This window comes from uncultured Piscinibacter sp., assembly GCF_937952055.1.
Classification (GTDB): Bacteria; Pseudomonadota; Gammaproteobacteria; order Burkholderiales; family Burkholderiaceae_C; genus Piscinibacter.
The window spans coordinates 690,110-707,807 of sequence record NZ_CALFYO010000020.1; the positions used below are offsets into that span (position 1 = coordinate 690,110).

Below are 17,698 nucleotides of genomic sequence, written 5' to 3' on the forward strand. Positions count from 1 at the left end.
CTGCGCGACGGCAGGGTCAGAAGACCTTGTACGAGCCGTTCCAGAGGTTGATCAGCGTCCACTCGAAGTCGCCGTCGAGATCGGCCGTCCAGCCCGGGACCGTCTTGTTCCTGTAGTACGTCCGCTTGGCGATGCAGGGCAGACCGTCGGTGCGCGGCGTGGTCGGGCTGGCGCAATCGCCCACGATCACGGTTCCGTCGGTGCCGGTGTACTGGATCAGCACGCTGTCGATCTTCGTGCCCTTGAGGATCGTCGATGCGTCCTGGCGCAGCACGATCGAAAGGTAGGGGCTGAAGGTGCCGGGAATCGTGATGTCCGAGCGGAAGCAGGCGCTGAAGTTATTCGTGCAGTTGACGGCGTCCGGCGACTCCAGGATCTCGGCCGTGGTGAACGTCGTGCCGGCCGGCACGTCCACCGTGGTGGCGAAGGGATCGGCGGGCGAGGTGACGCCCCCCGAGCCGGTGTACAGGTTGCCGCCGCCCTTCTGCACCGCCGACTTCACCAGGGTCGGATTGAAGGTGCCCAGCGTGACCGCGCCGGTGGTCCACTCGGCGACCGAGTTGTCGGGGGGAGAAGTGGGGCCCCCCGTCGTCTCGGCGTAGTAGGTGATGCCGCTGAACGTCACCTGGTCCGGGGTACCGTCAGGCAGCGGGCTTGCCGCGTCCTTCACCGGGGCCTTGAAAAACACCGCGAAGGTCGGGAACGCCTCACCCGCCTTGAGCTGACCAATGGCGCAGCTGATTTCGGTGCCGCCCGCCGCAGTGGTGCAGGTGATGCCTTCGGCCGAGCTGAACACCGCCTGCTCGTCGGGGTCGGTCACCACCGTCTTGCCGGTGAAGCTGATGTTGTTGATGGTGTTGCCTTCTACGTTGGCGACGCTCACGGTGTAGCCGATGTAGGTGTCGAGTGCCGGCCGCGCCGGCGTGGTCGTGGCCAGGATGCTGTAGGTCACCGACGGCGACAGCGGCGTGACCACGGTGGTCAGCAAACCCGCGCCCGCGAAGGCGAGTCCGGGAAGCGCCGGCAGGGCGCCAAAAATGATCAAGGTGCGCGCGAATGCGCGTGGAAGGGAAAACTGCATGGGGACTCTCCTGAAACCTGTGCGCTGATCACTTTTTCTTACGAGTGCAGCTTGTACAGGCGTTTCCCCGGAACAGACCCCCCCGAATCGGGGGGTCACCGACGGGCGGCGTGCCTCGGCGCCGTGCCCTGGCGCAGGCGCGCCGCCAGATGCAGCGCGATGTTCTGATAAACCCTCATCACCAGCGCTGGCGCCTCCTGTGCCAACGCATCGAGCGCTGCTTGCGTGAGCTGCCAGACCTCGGCGTCGCTGTCCGCGACGGCGCTGGCGCTGCGGCCGCCGCCGTCGAGCATGGCCGTCTCGCCCAGCATCAGCCCGGGCGAGAAGCTGAGGAAGCGCTGTCCGGCCGCACCTGCGGCCTGGCCGGCGAGGATGGTGATCGAACCGCGCGTCAGCACGAACAGACTGTCGGCCGCATCGCCCTCGCGAAACAGCGTCTCGCCGGCGCGCAGCGTGCGACGCTGCATGTGCTGCTGCAGCCGCGCGGACTCCCCTGCCGTGAGGCCGCGGAACAGCGAGCTCGACGCCGGCGGAAGGAGTTCGTCGCCGAGCTCGAGTCGGGCCTCGCGCAGCATCTGCCGCTCGGCTGCCTCGACGGCGCGGTCGACGTCGACGAACCAGTCCTCGCGCGGCGACTCGCGGAAGCAGCCGAAGGCCCGCAGGCGCCGTCCATGCGCATTCGCCTCGCTGACACCGGCCAGCAGCAGCGCGATGCCGCGGCGGCGCAGCGCGCTCGACTGCAACTGCAGCAGCATGCCACCGGACGCATCGATCATGCCGACGCCGTGCAGGTCCACGACCGCGAAGCGGACGTTGCCGCGCAGGGCATCGAGTTCGCGCGCCAGCCGCTCGGCGCTGCCGAAGAAGAGTGCCCCCTCGAGCTCGAGCACGACCACCCGCTCGCGTGCCGAACGCAGGAAGCTCTCCTGCGCCGGCGGGTAGACACGGCGCGAGGGACGCGAGGCGCCACCGGCCGACGAGCGCACCAGCGAGCGATTCATGCTGCCCACGAACTGGACCAGCGCGACCAGCATGCCGGCGGCGATGCCGACGGCCAGGCCCTGCCAGACGGTCAGGACACACACGCACGCGACCGTCGCGAGGGACTGCCAGACATCACTCGAGCGCTCGCCGCTTCGCCACTGCAGGAACAGGCGGTGGGTCCAGCGGTCGACCAGCGCCAGTGCGACGGTGACCATGATGCCGGCGAGCACCGCCTTCGGCAGCAGCGCCATCCATGGGCCGAGCAGGCCGTACATCGCGCCGAAGGCCAGCGAGCCGGCGATGGCGGAGCGGCGTCCGGCGCCGCCAGCATGCAGCGTGGCCAGCGCACGCGCACGCAGCACCACCACGGGCATGCCGCTGAACATTCCGACCACGATGTTGCACAGGCCCAGCACCATCAGGTCGCGCCCGGCATCGTGCTGCGTGTCGAGCTGCTGGTCGACGGCCAGCCCGCTGAGCACCGACTCCAGCGCGCCGATCAGCGCCAGCACCGTGGCGGCGGTGAACACCTGGAGGGCATGGCGCCGCAGGAACGCGCTCACCCCTGCATCGGCCAGCTCGAACGGCAGGTCGGGCCGCGGCACGATCTCCGGCAGCGGTCCCACCGTGGACCCGAGCGCCACGGCCGGCCAGAACTCCTGAAGCGCGGCATAGAGGCCCAGCCCGGCGAGCAGCCCGAAGAGCTGTGCCGGCCACCCCGGCCAGCGCCAGGCGATCGCCCAGGTGATGACGGCTGCAGCCATGCCGATGGCCAGCGTCGCCGGCTGCCACGCCGCGAGTCCGGCACCCGGCGCCAGCCCGAGCAGCGCCGGCAACTGCGACAGGAAGATCAGCACCGCCACGCCGTTCATGAAGCCGGCGAGGACCGGCTGGGGCACGAACTGCGCCATGCGTCCCAGACCGAGCTTCGCGAAGGCGACCTGCAGCACACCCATCAGCACGACCATCGAGCCGGCGCCCGCGAGCACCAGCTCGATGCCCCGCGCACCGCCGCCGACCACGGCCGGATCGAGCAGCAACGGCGCGATCGAGGCGGCGAGGATCAGCGCTGTCGCCGAACTCGGCCCGGCCACCGGCATGGTGCTGGCGGAAAGCAGCGCGAACAGCAACCCGCCCACCGTCACCGTCACGAATGCGGCGGCAACGCCCAGGGGCGCTGCCGCGTCGCCCAGCGGTGCGAAGCCGAGCAGGCCGATGGTCAGCACCACGGCGAGCGTGGCCACCGAAGCCACGGCGCCGCCGAGGGCCTCCCTGGCCCAGGGCGCCCTGCGCCGGTCGCCGGCCACGTTGTGGGCGGGACGGCTCACCGGCTCAGGCTGGTGTGATCGCGCGCACCCTGCCGCCCACGCTCTCCGGGCGGAAGCCGGACCCCTTGTCCGCGGCAAGCCGGTTCATTGCATCGCCGCTCGGGACAATCTCGGCAACGAAGCCGGTGTGCGCGTCGTGCTGCACGGCCCGGGCGGCGAGGAAGCGCAGCGGCTGGGCGGCGAACTCGCCGCCGGCCGCGCGGCAGCGTCCGGCGCGCCGCATGCGATCCATCGATTCCTCTGCCTGCCCCGCGGACGCCTCGTTCAAGATGGTTTTCCTTTGTTGATCGCCCATGCTAGCGGCTGCGAAGCCTACGCAGACTGGCGCGCCGGCATGCCCGGGTTTTCCCGCGAGCCGATGCGACGCGCGCCGACGCCATTGCATGGAGAATCCGCCGCGCCAACACTGCGCCCGAGCGCCCGACCCCACCTGCTCCCATGACGTCCACGGATCCCCGCCCACCGCACCGAGACGACCTTCTCCTCCAACACCTTCGCTCCTTCCTGGGCTTGACCGACGAGGCAGCCATCGACGCGGTGCGCGGCCGCGTGCGCTGGATGCAGTTGGGCGGCGGCGAGACATTGATGCGGCAAGGTGAGCCCGGCGACACGCTCTACCTGTTGATCAGCGGCCGGCTGCGCGTCTACATCGAGGAGGATGGCACGCGACGCGTGGTGCGCGAGGTCTCGCGCGGCGAGGTGATCGGTGAGATGAGCCTGATCACCGACGAGCCGCGCTCGGCCACGCTGGTGGCGATCCGCGACTCGGTGCTGGTCAGTCTGGGCAAGGAGGACTTCGCCCAGTTGCAGGCCAGCAGCCCGCAGGTCACGCTGGCGCTGACACGCGAGATCATCGCGCGGCTGCGCACCGAACATGAGCGCGCGGCGCTCGACCGGCCGGTGACGATGGCACTGCTGCCCGTCAGCGAGGGCATCGACACCGGCGAGTTCGCGTGCGAACTCGCTGCCGAATTGGGCAAGCGCGGCAAGGTCGCGGTGCTCGCTGCCGCCGAGGTGCAGCAACGGCTCAAGGCCATGGGGCTGCCCGGCCTGTCCGTCGACGACGAGCGCTCGCAACGCAGCGTGACGCGGCTGGTGGACGAGTGCGAGGGTACCCACGACTTCGTGCTGCTGGTCGGCGATGCGGCGCCGAACGACTGGACGCGGCGCTGCGTGCGCCACGCCGACGAGATCCTGCTGCTCGCCGACGCGACCTCCGCCCCCATCATTCACCCGAACGAGTCGGCCTTGCTGCTCGACCCCGCATCGCGCGTCGAGGCGGCCGAGATCCTGCTGCTGCTGCACCCGCGGGGCACGCGCATGCCCGCCGGCACGGCGCGCTGGCTGGCGCGCCGGCCGATCAGCGAACACGTTCAGCTGCGCCGCGGCCACGCAGGCGACATGGCACGGCTGGCGCGCATCCAGTCGCGCAGCGCGGTGGGCCTGGTGCTGGCCGGCGGCGGCGCACGCGGCTTCGCGCACCTGGGCGTGTACCGCGCGCTGCGCGAGCAGGGCATCGAGGTCGACGTGATCGGCGGCACCAGCATTGGCGCGGTGATGGCCCTGCTCATTGCCACCGACCAGCCCCCACAGCAGCTGGAGGATCTGGCGCGCAAGGAATTCGGCCGCAACCCTACCGGCGACTTCACGCTGCTGCCGCTGATCTCGCTGATCAAGGGACGCAGGCTGCGCACCATCGTGCGTCGCGCGGTGGCCGAGAGCATTGGCGAAGGGGCCGGGCTCGAAGACCTGTGGAAAGGCTTCTTCTGCATCGCGAGCAACTTCTCCAACCCCGGCGAGGTGGTGCTGCAGCGCGGCGACGTGGTGCGCTCCCTGCTGGCCAGCATCGCGATTCCGGGCGCGCTGCCGCCGGTGATCCGCGACGGCGACCTGCTCTGCGACGGCGGCACCTTCAATAACTTTCCGGTCGACGTGATGCGCCGCATGCGCGGGGTGAGCACGGTGATCGGCGTGGACCTCGCCGCGGGCAGACCCCGGCGGCTCGAGATCGACGAGGTGCCCGGCGGCTGGGCCATTCTGCTCGACCGCCTGCGCCCGCGCGCCTCGCGTCGCTACCGGTTGCCCAGCCTGGCGGTGCTGCTGATCAACTCGACCATCCTGTACAGCCTGTCGCGCCGCAAGCAGGCCCGCGCGTTGACCGACCTCTACTTCAACCCGCCGCTGCTGCGCGTGGGCATGCTCGACTGGAAGCGCTTCGACCAGGTGGTGCGCCAAGGCTACGAACACGCGCAGCAGGTGCTCGCCGAGCGCGCCGCGCCGCCGCCGGCCACCGCCAACCCGGCGCCCGATTTGGTGCCGGCGACGGCCGAACTGCACCAAGATTGCTGATCGGCGAGCCGGCGCGGCGCGCACAGGCTCACCAAGCCGGTGCAGTGCCGTGCATGAAAGTTGCGGTGGAGCAGGGTCCGCTACCCGCCCCGCCCCCGTGACATCGCCCATCCAGGACTACCTCGAACGACTTCACAGCCAGCTGGCCGGTCTCGACGCCGGTCGCGTCGCCACCTACATCCCCGAGCTCGCCAAGGCAGATCCCCGCCAGTTCGGCATCGCCATCGCCACCGTCGATGGCCGCGTCTACGAGGTCGGCACGACGCGCGAGCGCTTCACCATCCAGTCGATCTCCAAGCCACTGGTCTACGGCATGGCGCTGGAGGACCGCGGCATGGAGCAGGTGCGCCGCACCGTCGGGGTGGAACCCTCGGGAGACGCCTTCAACTCGATCAGCCTCGAGCCTGGCACCGGCCGCCCGATGAACCCGATGATCAACGCCGGCGCGATCGCCACCACGTCGCTGGTCGCCGGGGCCACGGACGAGGCGCGTCAGGCGCGCATGCTCGCGGTGATGTCGGCGTACGCCGGGCGCGAGCTCGACGTCGACGACGCGGTGTTCGCCTCCGAGCGCGCCACCGGCCATCGCAATCGCGCCATCGGCCACATGCTGCGCAACTACGAGATCCTCACCGGCGACCCGGAGCCGGTGCTGGACCTCTACTTCCGCCAGTGCTCGGTGCGGGTGGATTGCCGCGATCTCGCGCTGATGGCCGCCACGCTGGCCAACGGCGGCACCCACCCGCGCACCGGCACGTGCGCCGTGAGGTCCGAGTACGTCGGCCCCATCCTCAGCGTGATGGCCACCTGCGGCGTCTACGACTTCACCGGCGAGTGGGTCTATCGCGTCGGCCTGCCGGCCAAGAGCGGCGTGGGTGGCGGCATCCTCGCCGTGCTGCCCGGGCAGCTCGGCATCGGCGTGTTCTCCCCGGCGCTGGACGAGCGCGGCAACAGCGTGCGCGGCGTGAAGGCCTGCGAGGCGATCTCGCGCGACCTCGGCCTGCACTTCCTGCAACCGCCGCGCGCCGCGGTGTCGACGGTGCGGGCGAGCTACACCCTCGCGGAATTCCACTCCAAGCGGCGCCGCGGCACCGGGGAGAACCGAGTGCTCGGCGAGCGCGGTGCGCAGGCGCGGGTGTTCGAGCTGCAGGGCGACCTGCGCTTCGCCACCATCGAGCCGGTGCTGCACGCCATCGTCGACGACACGCGGCCGCTGCGCTACGCGGTGCTCGACTTCAAGCGGGTGACCCATGTCGACGGCGCCGCCACGCGGATGCTCGCCGCCCTGATCGGCCGCTGCGCAGTGCGCGGCCAGCACCTGGTGCTGACCCGCGTGCGCCGGGGCGAGTTGCTCGCAGCGCTGGACAACGAAGTCGATCCGCGCGCCGCAAGGGCCTTCAGCTTCCAGCCGCAGCTCGACCTCGGACTCGAATGGTGCGAACGCGGCCTGCTGGCGGACCAGGTCGACACCGCCGGGCAGGCCCACGCCGGACTGACCGGGCTGGCCGACCACCGCCTCTGCGCCGGCACCTCGGCCGAGGACGTTGCCGTGCTGGAGCGCGTGGTGACGAGGCAGTCGTTCGAGCCCGGCACGCTGGTGGTGAAGCGTGGTGACCCGGCCGAGGCCGTCTACTTCCTCATGCGCGGCGAGGTCAGCGTCGTGGTCGACCTCGCCGCCGGCGGCCAGAAGCGCCTGTCCACGCTGTCGGCCGGCATGAGCTTCGGCGAGATGGCGCTGCTCGACGGCGGCGTGCGTTCCGCCAGTGTCCGCGCCGACACCCCGGTCGAATGCTGGTCACTGGACCGCGCGGTCTTCGCGCAGCTGGAGCGCGAGCGGCCCGCGCTGGCCCTGCGACTGCTGCGCAATCTGCTGCAGGCGACGCTGCAGACCGCCGTTCAACTCACCAGCGAGGTGACGGCCCTCGAGGGCTGAGACCCTCCACGCTCCCGAAGGCGCGTGGCCAGGGAGGGCACGGCACCAAGGGCCTGCCGCCTCGGCGTCCGGGCCTCAGGCGTGCAGCCCGAGCCATGCACGCGCCTCGGCCGGGCTGGCCACTTCGCGGCCCGCTCGCCTGGCGCACTCCGCCAGTGCCTCGATCAGCACGCCGTTGCCGGCAGCCCGCTCACCAGTCGGCAGGTAGAAGGTGTCCTCCAGCCCGCTGCGCAGCATGCCGCCGAGCTCGGCGGTACGCTGGTGCACCGGCCAGATCTCGCCCCGTCCGATCAGCGTGGTCTGCCAGACGCTGCCGGGCTTCACCCAGCGCGGCAGCAGCGCCAGCAGGTCGGCATCGCAGGGCATGCCCGAGGCCACGCCCATGACGAAGTTGTATTCGGGCCGGCCCATGCCGGCCTTCAGCATGCCGGCGTCGAGGTACATGCCCACCGAGCGCACGATGCCGACATCGAAGCACTCGAACTCCGGATGCGTGCCGCACTCGGCCATCACGTCGAGGAACTGCTGCACTTTCGCCACCGGGTTGTCGAACACCATCGGCGGCCAAGCCCACTGGCCATCGGCCTTGATCTTCAGGTAGTTCAGACTGCCGGCATTGCAGGCGGCGATCTCGGGCTTGACGCGGTGCAGGCAGGCCGCGGGGCCGGTGATGTCGGTGCCGATCACCCCGGTGGTCAGGTTGATGATCACGCCAGGACAGGCAGCGCGGATGGCGTTCACCACCGCCTCCGCCACGTCCGGGTCCCAGCTCGGCAGGTGGCCGAGTCCTTCCTCCTGCCGGCGCAGGTGCACGTGCATGATCGACGCGCCGGCGTTGAAGGCGTCGCGCGCCTCCGCGGCCATCTGCGCCGGCGTCACCGGCACCGGGTGCTGCGTCGGGTTGGTCAGCACGCCGGTCAGCGCGCAGGTGAGGATGGCCTTGTCCAATGCCGCTCTCCGTCAGTCGGCCGCGGGATCGGCCAGTTCGAGCTCCACCAGCAGAGTGCCCGCGGCGACCTGCTGGCCGGGCCGCACCGCCACGCGGGCCACACGGCCCGCCGCCCCGGCCGCGACCCACATCTCCATCTTCATCGCCTCCACACAGGCCAGCGGCTGGCCAGCCGCGACTGCATCGCCCTCGCCCACGGCGAGCCTGGCGACCACGCCGGCCACCGGGGCGCGCGCGTGGCCGGGGTCGGCGAGGCGGTCGGCGCGGGGCCGCGCAGAAGGCTCATCGAAGACGAACACGGCGCCCTCGCGCGCGAGGTGCAGCGCGTCGTCGTGCCACAGCGCGACGACCCGACGCGCCACGCCCAGCCACTCGTAACGGAGCTCGCAATCGGCTGCGCCCAGCAGGCGCAGCGAGCGCACCACGCCGTCGAACGTGATGCCGACCTCGCCACCCCTCCCCGGCCGCACGCGCAGCGTGCGTTCGGCGCCATCGCAGGCCAGCGACAGATCGTAGGCGGCGACGCTGTCCGGCCGCTGTGGTGCGCCGTCGCGCAAGGCGAAGGCCGCAGCGGCCACGCACCAGTCCTCGTCGCACGGCCGCGGCCGCTCGAACAGGGCCGCGCCCTCGCGCAGTCCGTCGTCGAGCCACTGCGTCGTCATCTCGCCATGACGGAAGGCGCCGTGGTCGAGCAGGTCGCGCAGGAAGCGGCCGTTGTGGCGCAGCCCCAGCAGCGGCGCGTCGGCCAGCGCCGCACGCAGGCGGCGGATGGCGTCGGCGCGGTCGCGGCCATGGGCGACCAGCTTGGCCACCATGGCGTCGTAGAACGGCGTGATCCGCTGTCCTTCGGCGAGGCCGTGGTCGATGCGCACGCCCGGCCGAAGCGCTGCCTCGGGCCGCCAGTGCAGCACCGGCCCGATCTGCGGCGCGAAGCCGGCATAGGGGTCCTCGGCATAGAGCCGCACCTCGATCGCATGGCCGCGCAACACCACCTGTTCCTGCGTCAGCGGCAGCGGCTCGCCGGCGGCGATGCGCAATTGCCACTCGACCAGATCGAGGCCGGTGACCATCTCGGTGACCGGGTGCTCGACCTGCAGCCGCGTGTTCATTTCGAGGAAGAAGTGTCGGCCGCTCTGATCGACGATGAACTCCACCGTGCCCGCTCCGACGTAGCCCACCGCCCGCGCCGCAGCGACCGCGTCGCGACCCATCGCTTCGCGCAGCTCGGGCGAGACCACCGGCGACGGTGACTCCTCGACCACCTTCTGCCGCCGCCGCTGCGCGCTGCAATCGCGCTCGCCGAGGTGGATGACGTGACCCTGGGTGTCGGCGAACACCTGGATCTCGATGTGCCGGCCATGCTCGATCAGCCGCTCGAGCATCAGCGTCTCGTCGGCGAAGGCGCTCTTCGCCTCGCGGCGTGCGCCGGCCAGCGCCTCGGCGATGCCGTCGGCCGAGGTCACCAGGCGCATGCCGCGCCCGCCGCCGCCGGCCACCGCCTTGACCAGCAGCGGGAAGCCGAGCCGGAGGGCTTCGGCATGCAGCTGCGCATCGTCCTGCGACACGCCCAGGGAGCCCGGCGCGCAGGGCACGCCGGCATCGTGCATGCGCCGCTTGGCCAGCACCTTGTCGCCCATCGCCATGATCGCCTCGGGCGGCGGGCCGATGAAGACCAGGCCGGCGGCGTGGCAAGCCTGCGCGAAGCCGGCGTTCTCGCTGAGGAAGCCGTAGCCCGGGTGCACCGCATCGGCGCCGCTGCGACGCGCGGCCTCGATCAGGGCCACCGCGTTGAGGTAGGACTCGCCCGCCGGGCTGCCGCCGATGTGCACGGACAGGTCGGCCTGCTGCGCGTGGGGCGCGTCCGCGTCGGCATCGCTGTATACCGCCACCGTGCGGTACCCGAGCGCACGGGCGCTGCGCATCACGCGACAGGCGATCTCGCCGCGGTTGGCCACCAGAATCGTCTCGAAGCTCACTGCGGCATCCAGTTCGCCTTGCGCTTGTTCAGGAAGGCGGTCATGCCCTCCATGCCCTCGGCCGACATCGAGGCAGCCGAGAACACCTCGGCCGCATGCTGCACCAGCGAAGCCGGCGTGTGCAGGCGCGCCCTCGCGATCAGCGCCTTGGTGGCCGCCACCGCGCCGGGTGCGTTGTGCAGGATCTCGTGCAACACGCGCTGCAGCGCCTGGTCGAGCGCGGCATCCGCATGCAGTTCGTGGACGAGGCCGAGCGACAGCGCGGTGCGCGCGTCGATGCGCCCACCGGTGACGGCCAACCGCCGCGCCTGCGAATAGCCGAGCCGCTCGACCAGGTAGGGAGCGATCTGCGCCGGCACCACGCCCAGCGAGGTCTCGGGCAGGCGGAACACCGCGCTCTCTGCGGCGATCGCCACGTCGGCCACGCAGGCCAGGCCGAAACCGCCGCCCATCACCGTGCCCTGCAGCACCGCCACCACCGCGATGCCGGTGCCGGCGTAGTCCGCGCACAGCTCGCCGAAGGCGGCGTTGACGGCGACGATGGCGTCCGGGTCGGCGGCCAGCTTCATGCGCGCGGCGGCCATCTCGGCGATGTCGGCGCCGGCGCTGAAGTGGCCCTCGGCGCCGCGCAGCACGACGACGCGCACGCCGCCGTCGCGCTCTGCCTCCGAGAGCGCCTGGCGCAGGGCCAGCACCATGCCCAGCGTCATGGCGTTGCGCGCCACCGGGCGGTTCAGCGTGAGGTGCAGCACCGCGCCGGCGCGCCGCGCGAGCACCACCGGTTGCGGCGCCTCGCCGGGCGTCATGGGGCGACCTTGGGCAGCGTGCCCTCGAGCTTGCAGATGATGCCCAGCATCACCTCGTCGGCGCCGCCGCCGATCGACACCAGGCGGCTGTCGCGGTAGGCCTGCGAGACCGGGTTGTCCCAGGTGAAGCCCATGCCGCCCCAGTACTGCAGGCAGGAGTCCGCCACCTCGCGCGAGAGGCGCCCGCACTTGAGCTTGGCCATCGAAGCCAGCCTGGTGACGTCCTTGCCGCCGACGTACATCTCCACCGCGCGGTAGGTCAGCGCACGCAGCGCCTCCACCTCGGTGCGCAGCTCGGCGAGGCGGAAGTGCACCACCTGGTTGTCGAGGATGCTCCGGCCGAACGCCTGACGCTGCCGGGTGTACTCGATGGTGCTGTCGATCAGCCGGTCCAGGCTGCGCAGCGAGCTCGCCGCACCCCACAGGCGCTCTTCCTGGAACTGCAGCATCTGGAACGTGAAGCCCATGCCTTCCTGGCCGATCAGGTGGCGCTGCGGCACGCGCACGTTGTCGAAGAAGAGCTGCGCGGTGTCCGACGAGTCCATGCCGATCTTGCGGATCTTCTGCTTGCTGATGCCCGGCGCATCCATCGGCACCACGATCAGGCTCTTGTTGCGGTGCGGCGACCCCTCGGACGTGTTGGCCAGCAGGCAGCACCAGTCGGCCTGCAGGCCATTGGTGATCCACATCTTCGAGCCATTGATGACGTAGTCGCCGCCCTCCTTGCGCGCGGTGGTCTTCACCGCGGCGACGTCCGACCCGCCGCTGGCTTCGCTGACGCCCAGGCAGGCCACGTAGTCGCCGGCGATGGTCGGCGCGAGGTACTCCTGCTTGAGCGCTTCCGATCCGAAGCGCGCCAGCGCCGGCGTGGCCATGTCGGTCTGCACGCCGATGGCCATCGGCACGCCGCCGCAGCTGCATTCGCCCAGCGCCTCGGCCATCACCATCGAGTAGCTGAAGTCCAGGCCCATGCCGCCGTATTCGGCCGGGTACTTGATGCCGAGCAGGCCCAGGTCGCCGAGCTTCTTGAACACCTCGTGGCTGGGAAACTGCTGCGCGGCTTCCCACTCGGCCACGTGCGGGTTGAGTTCCTTCACGACGAACCTGCGCACCGTGTCGGCGATCTGCTCGTGCTCGGGGGTGAAGTTCATGAGAGTGCCTTTCTTCTAGAAGCGCGCGACGCCGAAGCTGTTGGAGCGCAAGCTGCGGGCGTCGGCCTCGGCAGCGAGCTCGAGGCACAGCCCGAGGATGCGCCGCGTGTCGCGCGGATCGATGATGCCGTCGTCCCACAGCCGAGCCGTGCCGAACAGCGCATCGGACTCCTTGTCCAGGCGCAGCCGCAGCGCATCGCTCATCGCCTTCAGCGCCGCTTCGTCGGCGGCCTGGCCGGCGCGCCCGAGCTTGGCGCGGTTGACGATGTCCATCACCCGGGCCGCCTGCGCGCCACCCATCACCGCGGTGCGCGCCGAGGGCCAGGCGAAGATGAAGCGCGGGTCGAAGCCACGGCCGCACATGCCGTAGTTGCCGGCGCCATAGCTGCCGCCGAGCACGACGGTCAGCTTCGGCACGCGCGTGTTGGCCACCGCCTGGATCATCTTCGAGCCGTGCTTGATGGCGCCGCCGCGCTCGGCCGCCGAGCCGACCATGTACCCGGTGGTGTTCTGCAGGAACACCAGCGCGGTGCCGCTCTGGTCCGCGAGCTGCATGAACTGCGCCGCCTTGGTCGAGCCCTCGGGCTGGATCGGCCCGTTGTTGCCGAGGAGCGCCACCGCGTGGCCATGGATGCGCGCATGGCCGCACACCGTCTCGCCGCCGCAACCGGGCTTGAACTCTAGGAAGTCGCTGCCGTCGACCAAGCGCGCGATCACTTCGCGCACGTCGTAGGGCTCGCGGTCGTCGGCGGGCACGATGCCCATCAGTTCGTCGGCCGCAAAGCGCGGCTCCTCGAAAGCGCGTGGCGCACCCACCTCGTCCCACGGCAGCTTGTCGAGCAGTTCGCGGGTGAGCGCGATGGCGTGGGCGTCGTTCTCGCACAGGTACTCGCCCAGCCCGGTGACCTCGGCGTGCGTCTGCGCACCGCCGAGTTCCTCGTCGGTGGCGTCCTCGCCGATCGCCGCCTTCACCAGGGGCGGGCCGGCGAGGTAGATGCTGCTGCGACCGCGCACCAGCACCACGTAGTCCGACAGTCCCGGCAGGTAGGCGCCGCCGGCGGTCGAGGAGCCGTGCACCACCGCGACCTGAGGGATGCCCGCCGCCGACAGCCGCGCCTGGTTGGCGAAGCTGCGCCCGCCGTCGACGAAGATCTCGGCCTGGTACATCAGGTTGGCGCCGCCCGACTCCACCAGGTAGACCAGCGGCAGCTTGTTCTCGCGCGCGATCTCCTGCGCACGCAGCGCCTTCTTCAGGCCCATGGGCGCGACCGTGCCTCCCTTCACGCCGCTGTCGCTGGCCGAGATCAGCACCCGCTTGCCAGCCACCGTCCCGATGCCGACGATGCTGCCGCCGCCGAGCACCGACTTCTTGCCGTCGTCGTCGTGCATGCCGAGACCGGCGAGGCGGCTGAGCTCGAGGAAGCCCGAGCCGCGGTCGAGCAGCCTCGCGACGCGCTCGCGAGGCAGCAACTGGCCGCGCTCCTCGAAGCGCTGGCGCTTGGACTCGCTCTCGGCGATGACCAGGCCCTCGAGCCGCTGTACCTCGGCCAGGCGCTGCGCCATGCGCGCCGCGTTCGCCGCGAAGGCGGCACTGGCGGGGTCGATCCGGCTGTGCAGGACCGGCATCAACTGCCGCCCATGAGAACCGCCGGCACGGCCGCGCGGTGAAAACCGTCGAAGGGCACCGACTTGTCGTGGTCCGGGCTGGGGAACAGCGGGCTGCCCAGTGGCGCACCGCCGTCGATTGCCAGCGTGACGCCGGTGATGAACGCCGCGCCCGGGCTGAGCAGGAAGCAGATCGCCGCGCTGACTTCGGCCTCGGCGCCCAGGCGGCGCAGCGGCACGTGGTGCTTCAGCGTGGGGATCAGCGTCTTCGTCATGCCGCCGTAGGTGTCCATGCCACTGGAGGCGATCCAGCCCGGGGCCACCGCATTGACGCGAACGCCGGCATGTGCCCATTCGAAGGCCGCGGTCTGCGTCAGGTTGGCCATGCCGGCGCGCGCCGCACCGCTGTGGCCCATGCCGGGCATGCCATTGCGGAAGTCGGCGGTCATGTTGACGATGGCGCCGCCGTGCTCCTGCATGGATTGCAGGAACATTTCGCGCATCATCAGGAAGCCGCCGGTGAGGTTGTTCGCCACCACGGCCTCGAAGCCGCGCTTGCTGATGGCCATCAGCGGCGCCGGAAACTGGCCGCCGGCGTTGTTCACCAGGCCGTGGACCGGGCCGTGGCCGGCCACCACCTCGGCCACGTGGGCCTTCACCGCCTCCTCGTCGCGGATGTCGAAGGCCCGTGTGACGGCGCGGCCGCCGTCCTCGGCGATCTCGGCCGCGACGCGCTCGAGCTTCTCGGCCGTGCGGCCGCTGATCACCACGGTGGCACCGAGCGAGGCGAGCTCGTGCGCGACGCAGCGGCCGATGCCGCTGCCACCGCCGGTCACCCACAGCAGCTGCCCGTCGAACAGGCCGGGGCGCAGCACGCTGGCGTAGCGCGAGGAGACAGTCATGGTCGCCAAGGTTACGTTAACGTCATCCTGATCGCGTATAGGTGATTACGCGGTACCGGCGGCCGTGCGGCCGGCCTAGCATGCAGCGCATCGGCGTCTCTCCGCTCGTCCCCATGACCTTCGATGAATGCACTGCTGCGATCCGCGCCAAGGTCGGCGGCGACAGCGGGCTGAACGCCACGCTGAAGTTCGACTGCGGCGAGGCCTGCACGATCTTCGTGGACGACCAGTCGCTACCCAGTGCGGTGGACAACCGAAGCGGCGACGCCGACTGCACCGTCGGCATCACGCTGAACCACCTCGCCGCGATGCTGCGCGGCGAGATCGAACCGGCCGCCGGCTTCATGCCCGGCAAGCTCAAGGTGCAGGGCGACACGGGCGTCGCGCTGCGCATGCAGCGCGTGGTCTAGACCGAACGTGGCCCGCACCGACCCCGCACGCGCCTTCGTCGCCTCGCACCGCGACGACGACACCGGCGAGCTGTTCGGCATCGCCGAGCTGTGCCGCGAGTTCGGCGTGACGCTGCGCGCGCTGCGCTTCTACGAGGACAAGGGCCTGCTCGCGCCGCGCCGCATCAACGGCACGCGCGTCTACACGCGGCGTGACCGCGCGCGGCTCGCGCTGATCCTGCGCGCCAAGGCGATCGGCTCGCCACTGGCCGAGATCAAGCACTACCTGGACCTCTACGGCGACCACGGCGAGGGCCGCGCGCAGCAGCTCCACTACGTGATCACGCGCACCGACGCGGCGATCGTCGAGCTGGAGCGCAGGCGTGCCCACATCGATGCCACCCTCGCCGAGCTGCGCCACATCAACCAGAGCTGCCGCGCGCAGCTCGAGGCTCGCAAGCGCCCGGCCAAGGCCGACTCCTGAAGACACGACGATGGCCCTGCCCAACCTCCCTTCCGCCTGGATGCGCGACGACCACCGCGCGCTCGAGGATGCCGCGCGGCGCTTCTTCACCGAACGCTGGGTGCCACGCGCGGCGCAGTGGCGCGCTGACGGTCGCATGGAACCTTCCACCTGGCGAGAGGCTGGCGCGCAGGGGCTGCTCTGCGCCGCCCTGCCCGAGGCCTACGGCGGCGGCGGCGGCGACTTCGGCCACGATGCGGTGATCCTGATGGAGGCAGCACGCGCCAGCCTGAGCGGCTTCGGCGGCGGACTGCACTCGGGCATCGTCGCCCCCTACGTGCTGCATTACGGCAGCGAGGCGCAGAAGCAGCGCTGGCTGCCGCGGATGGCCAGCGGCGAGCTGATCGGCGCGATCGCGATGACCGAGCCCGGCACCGGCTCCGACCTGCAGGCGATCCGCACCAGCGCCAGGCGCGACGACGACACCTACGTGCTCAACGGCCAGAAGACCTTCATCACCAACGGCGGCAACGCGAACCTGATCATCGTCGTCTGCCGCACCGGCGGTGCGGGATCGAAGGGCATGTCGCTGCTCGTCGTCGAAACCGATCAGGCGCCGGGCTTCCGCCGCGGACGCCTGCTCGACAAGATCGGCATGAAGGCGCAGGACACCGCCGAGCTGTTCTTCGACGATGTGCGCGTGCCGGCAGAGAATCTGCTCGGCGCGGCCGAAGGTCAGGGATTCGTGCAGCTGATGCAGCAACTGCCGCAGGAAAGACTGATCGTCGCGCTGGGCGGCGTCGCGGCGATGGAGCGTGCACTCGACGAGACACTCGCCTACGTCAAGCAGCGCCAGGCCTTCGGCCAGCCGATCTGGAACTTCCAGAACACCCGCTTCAAGCTCGCCGAGGTGCAGGCCACGGTGCTGGCCACGCGCGCCTTCGTCGATGCGGCGATGGTCGAGCACCTGCGCGGCGGCCTCGGCGTGGAGCGCGCCGCGCTGCTCAAGTACTGGGTCACCGAACAGCAGGGCAAGGTGATGGACGAGTGCCTGCAGCTGTTCGGCGGTTATGGCTACATGAGCGAGTACCCCATCGCCGAGCTCTACACCGATGCGCGCGTGCAGCGCATCTACGGCGGCACCAACGAGATCATGAAGGAGCTGGCCGCGCGCGCCATGTGAGGCGCGGCCCGCCGGCGTTCAGCCGAGCCGCTTCAGCAGCCGCTCGAGCTCGCCCTGCACCTGCGCCGGAAAGCCCGTGCTGCCCCAGCGCGTGTCGGCCACCAGTTCCTGCAGGCTGCGCTTCGCGGCGGCCGGGTCGGCCCACTCGCGGGCGACCCGGTTGGCCAAGTGCGGATACTTCTCGCACATCGCCTTCGGACGGGCCTCCATCGGGAAGGCGATCAGCCAGTCGATCGTCGTGCCGGCGAGCATGCGCTCGGTCGCGCTGGGCTTGTGGACCTTTTCGCGGCCGAAATTGATCGACAGCGGATCGCGGTCGATCTTGTCGTCCGCCGGCGCGGCGGGCGCGGCGGCCGCAGTGGCGGCGGGGATGGCGACCGGCTCGAAGTCGATGCTGCCGGAAGGACGGAAATCGATGCTGTTGTTGTTCGCCATGGACAGCCCGTGGGCGGCGTTGGAGGTCGATGCGCGAGTCTAGAAGCGCGCCTTCCGCCGTGCACGCGAGAGGACGCAGCGAGCGTGCGGACCATCACGCGAAACGCGACTAGCTGTGAAGCTTCAATAGGTTGTGTCCGGTGTTCATCCGGACTGGGTTTGAG

Annotated in this window: 15 protein-coding genes; 5 read left to right on the forward strand and 10 right to left on the reverse strand. The window is 70.8% G+C overall.

Going from position 1 to position 17,698, the window contains the following annotated elements:
* Window positions 1-16: 16 nt before the first annotated feature.
* The 3 genes from Q0599_RS14130 to Q0599_RS14140 form a co-directional block, all read right to left on the reverse strand.
* Window positions 17-1,081: a hypothetical protein gene (locus Q0599_RS14130; RefSeq protein WP_298830400.1), complete on the reverse strand. Its 1,065-nt coding sequence runs from the start codon at window positions 1,079-1,081 to the stop codon at window positions 17-19.
* Between the two features lie 95 nt (window positions 1,082-1,176).
* A complete protein-coding gene (locus Q0599_RS14135) occupies window positions 1,177-3,393 on the reverse strand; it encodes a SulP family inorganic anion transporter (protein WP_298830402.1) in 2,217 nt (738 codons plus the stop codon).
* A 4-nt stretch (window positions 3,394-3,397) separates the two neighbouring features.
* Window positions 3,398-3,688, reverse strand: a complete 291-nt coding sequence (locus Q0599_RS14140) for a hypothetical protein (RefSeq protein ID WP_298830404.1) — start codon at window positions 3,686-3,688, stop codon at window positions 3,398-3,400.
* Between the two features lie 215 nt (window positions 3,689-3,903).
* Here Q0599_RS14140 and Q0599_RS14145 point away from each other — a divergent pair, with 215 nt between their 5' ends.
* Window positions 3,904-5,742 carry a patatin-like phospholipase family protein gene (locus Q0599_RS14145; protein WP_298830406.1) on the forward strand — a complete coding sequence of 613 codons (1,839 nt, stop codon included), beginning with the start codon at window positions 3,904-3,906 and terminating at the stop codon, window positions 5,740-5,742.
* A gap of 97 nt (window positions 5,743-5,839) precedes the next feature.
* A complete protein-coding gene (gene glsA / locus Q0599_RS14150) occupies window positions 5,840-7,675 on the forward strand; it encodes a glutaminase A (RefSeq protein WP_298830408.1) in 1,836 nt (611 codons plus the stop codon).
* Window positions 7,676-7,750: 75 nt separating this feature from the next.
* Here the strand turns inward: glsA and Q0599_RS14155 are convergent, their stop codons facing one another.
* Genes Q0599_RS14155 through Q0599_RS14180 form a run of 6 tightly spaced genes read right to left on the reverse strand, consistent with a single transcriptional unit; the run spans window position 7,751 to window position 15,064 of the window.
* Window positions 7,751-8,623, reverse strand: coding sequence for a 3-keto-5-aminohexanoate cleavage protein (locus Q0599_RS14155; RefSeq protein ID WP_298830410.1), 873 nt, complete (start codon window positions 8,621-8,623; stop codon window positions 7,751-7,753).
* Between the two features lie 12 nt (window positions 8,624-8,635).
* Window positions 8,636-10,600, reverse strand: coding sequence for a biotin carboxylase N-terminal domain-containing protein (locus Q0599_RS14160; protein ID WP_298830412.1), 1,965 nt, complete (start codon window positions 10,598-10,600; stop codon window positions 8,636-8,638).
* Window positions 10,597-11,406, reverse strand: a complete 810-nt coding sequence (locus Q0599_RS14165; protein ID WP_298830413.1) for an enoyl-CoA hydratase-related protein — start codon at window positions 11,404-11,406, stop codon at window positions 10,597-10,599. Before Q0599_RS14165 ends, Q0599_RS14160 begins: the two co-directional genes overlap by 4 nt.
* Entirely contained in the window at window positions 11,403-12,557 is a 1,155-nt protein-coding gene (locus Q0599_RS14170; protein WP_298830415.1) for an acyl-CoA dehydrogenase family protein, read from the reverse strand. Before Q0599_RS14170 ends, Q0599_RS14165 begins: the two co-directional genes overlap by 4 nt.
* Before the next feature lie 15 nt (window positions 12,558-12,572).
* Window positions 12,573-14,183: an acyl-CoA carboxylase subunit beta gene (locus Q0599_RS14175; RefSeq protein WP_298830417.1), complete on the reverse strand. Its 1,611-nt coding sequence runs from the start codon at window positions 14,181-14,183 to the stop codon at window positions 12,573-12,575.
* Complete coding sequence (locus Q0599_RS14180) at window positions 14,183-15,064, reverse strand: SDR family oxidoreductase (RefSeq protein WP_298830419.1); 882 nt, start codon at window positions 15,062-15,064, stop codon at window positions 14,183-14,185. The genes Q0599_RS14175 and Q0599_RS14180 overlap by 1 nt, the downstream gene beginning before the upstream one ends.
* Before the next feature lie 113 nt (window positions 15,065-15,177).
* On the opposite strand from Q0599_RS14180, the gene Q0599_RS14185 reads away from it, so the two are divergent.
* From Q0599_RS14185 to Q0599_RS14195, 3 genes are read left to right on the forward strand one after another with little or no spacing between them, the layout of a single operon-like run.
* Window positions 15,178-15,474, forward strand: a complete 297-nt coding sequence (locus Q0599_RS14185) for an SCP2 sterol-binding domain-containing protein (RefSeq protein ID WP_298830421.1) — start codon at window positions 15,178-15,180, stop codon at window positions 15,472-15,474.
* A gap of 7 nt (window positions 15,475-15,481) precedes the next feature.
* Complete coding sequence (locus Q0599_RS14190; RefSeq protein ID WP_298830423.1) at window positions 15,482-15,937, forward strand: MerR family DNA-binding transcriptional regulator; 456 nt, start codon at window positions 15,482-15,484, stop codon at window positions 15,935-15,937.
* A 10-nt stretch (window positions 15,938-15,947) separates the two neighbouring features.
* Window positions 15,948-17,099, forward strand: a complete 1,152-nt coding sequence (locus tag Q0599_RS14195) for an acyl-CoA dehydrogenase family protein (protein WP_298830426.1) — start codon at window positions 15,948-15,950, stop codon at window positions 17,097-17,099.
* 18 nt (window positions 17,100-17,117) lie between these two features.
* On the opposite strand, the gene Q0599_RS14200 is transcribed toward Q0599_RS14195, so the two are convergent.
* Window positions 17,118-17,534, reverse strand: coding sequence for a hypothetical protein (locus Q0599_RS14200; RefSeq protein WP_298830428.1), 417 nt, complete (start codon window positions 17,532-17,534; stop codon window positions 17,118-17,120).
* Window positions 17,535-17,698: the final 164 nt, after the last annotated feature.

Bases quoted from the DNA above. Each gene is read 5' to 3' on its own strand.
- Q0599_RS14130 (WP_298830400.1), bottom strand. From the start codon at position 1,081: ATGCAGTTTTCCCTTCCACGCGCATTCGCGCGCACCTTGATCATTTTT.
- Q0599_RS14140 (WP_298830404.1), bottom strand. From the start codon at position 3,688: ATGGGCGATCAACAAAGGAAAACCATCTTGAACGAGGCGTCCGCGGGG.
- Q0599_RS14165 (WP_298830413.1), bottom strand. From the start codon at position 11,406: ATGACGCCCGGCGAGGCGCCGCAACCGGTGGTGCTCGCGCGGCGCGCC.
- Q0599_RS14170 (WP_298830415.1), bottom strand. From the start codon at position 12,557: ATGAACTTCACCCCCGAGCACGAGCAGATCGCCGACACGGTGCGCAGG.
- Q0599_RS14175 (WP_298830417.1), bottom strand. From the start codon at position 14,183: ATGCCGGTCCTGCACAGCCGGATCGACCCCGCCAGTGCCGCCTTCGCG.
- Q0599_RS14180 (WP_298830419.1), bottom strand. From the start codon at position 15,064: ATGACTGTCTCCTCGCGCTACGCCAGCGTGCTGCGCCCCGGCCTGTTC.
- Q0599_RS14185 (WP_298830421.1), top strand. From the start codon at position 15,178: ATGACCTTCGATGAATGCACTGCTGCGATCCGCGCCAAGGTCGGCGGC.
- Q0599_RS14195 (WP_298830426.1), top strand. From the start codon at position 15,948: ATGGCCCTGCCCAACCTCCCTTCCGCCTGGATGCGCGACGACCACCGC.
- Q0599_RS14200 (WP_298830428.1), bottom strand. From the start codon at position 17,534: ATGGCGAACAACAACAGCATCGATTTCCGTCCTTCCGGCAGCATCGAC.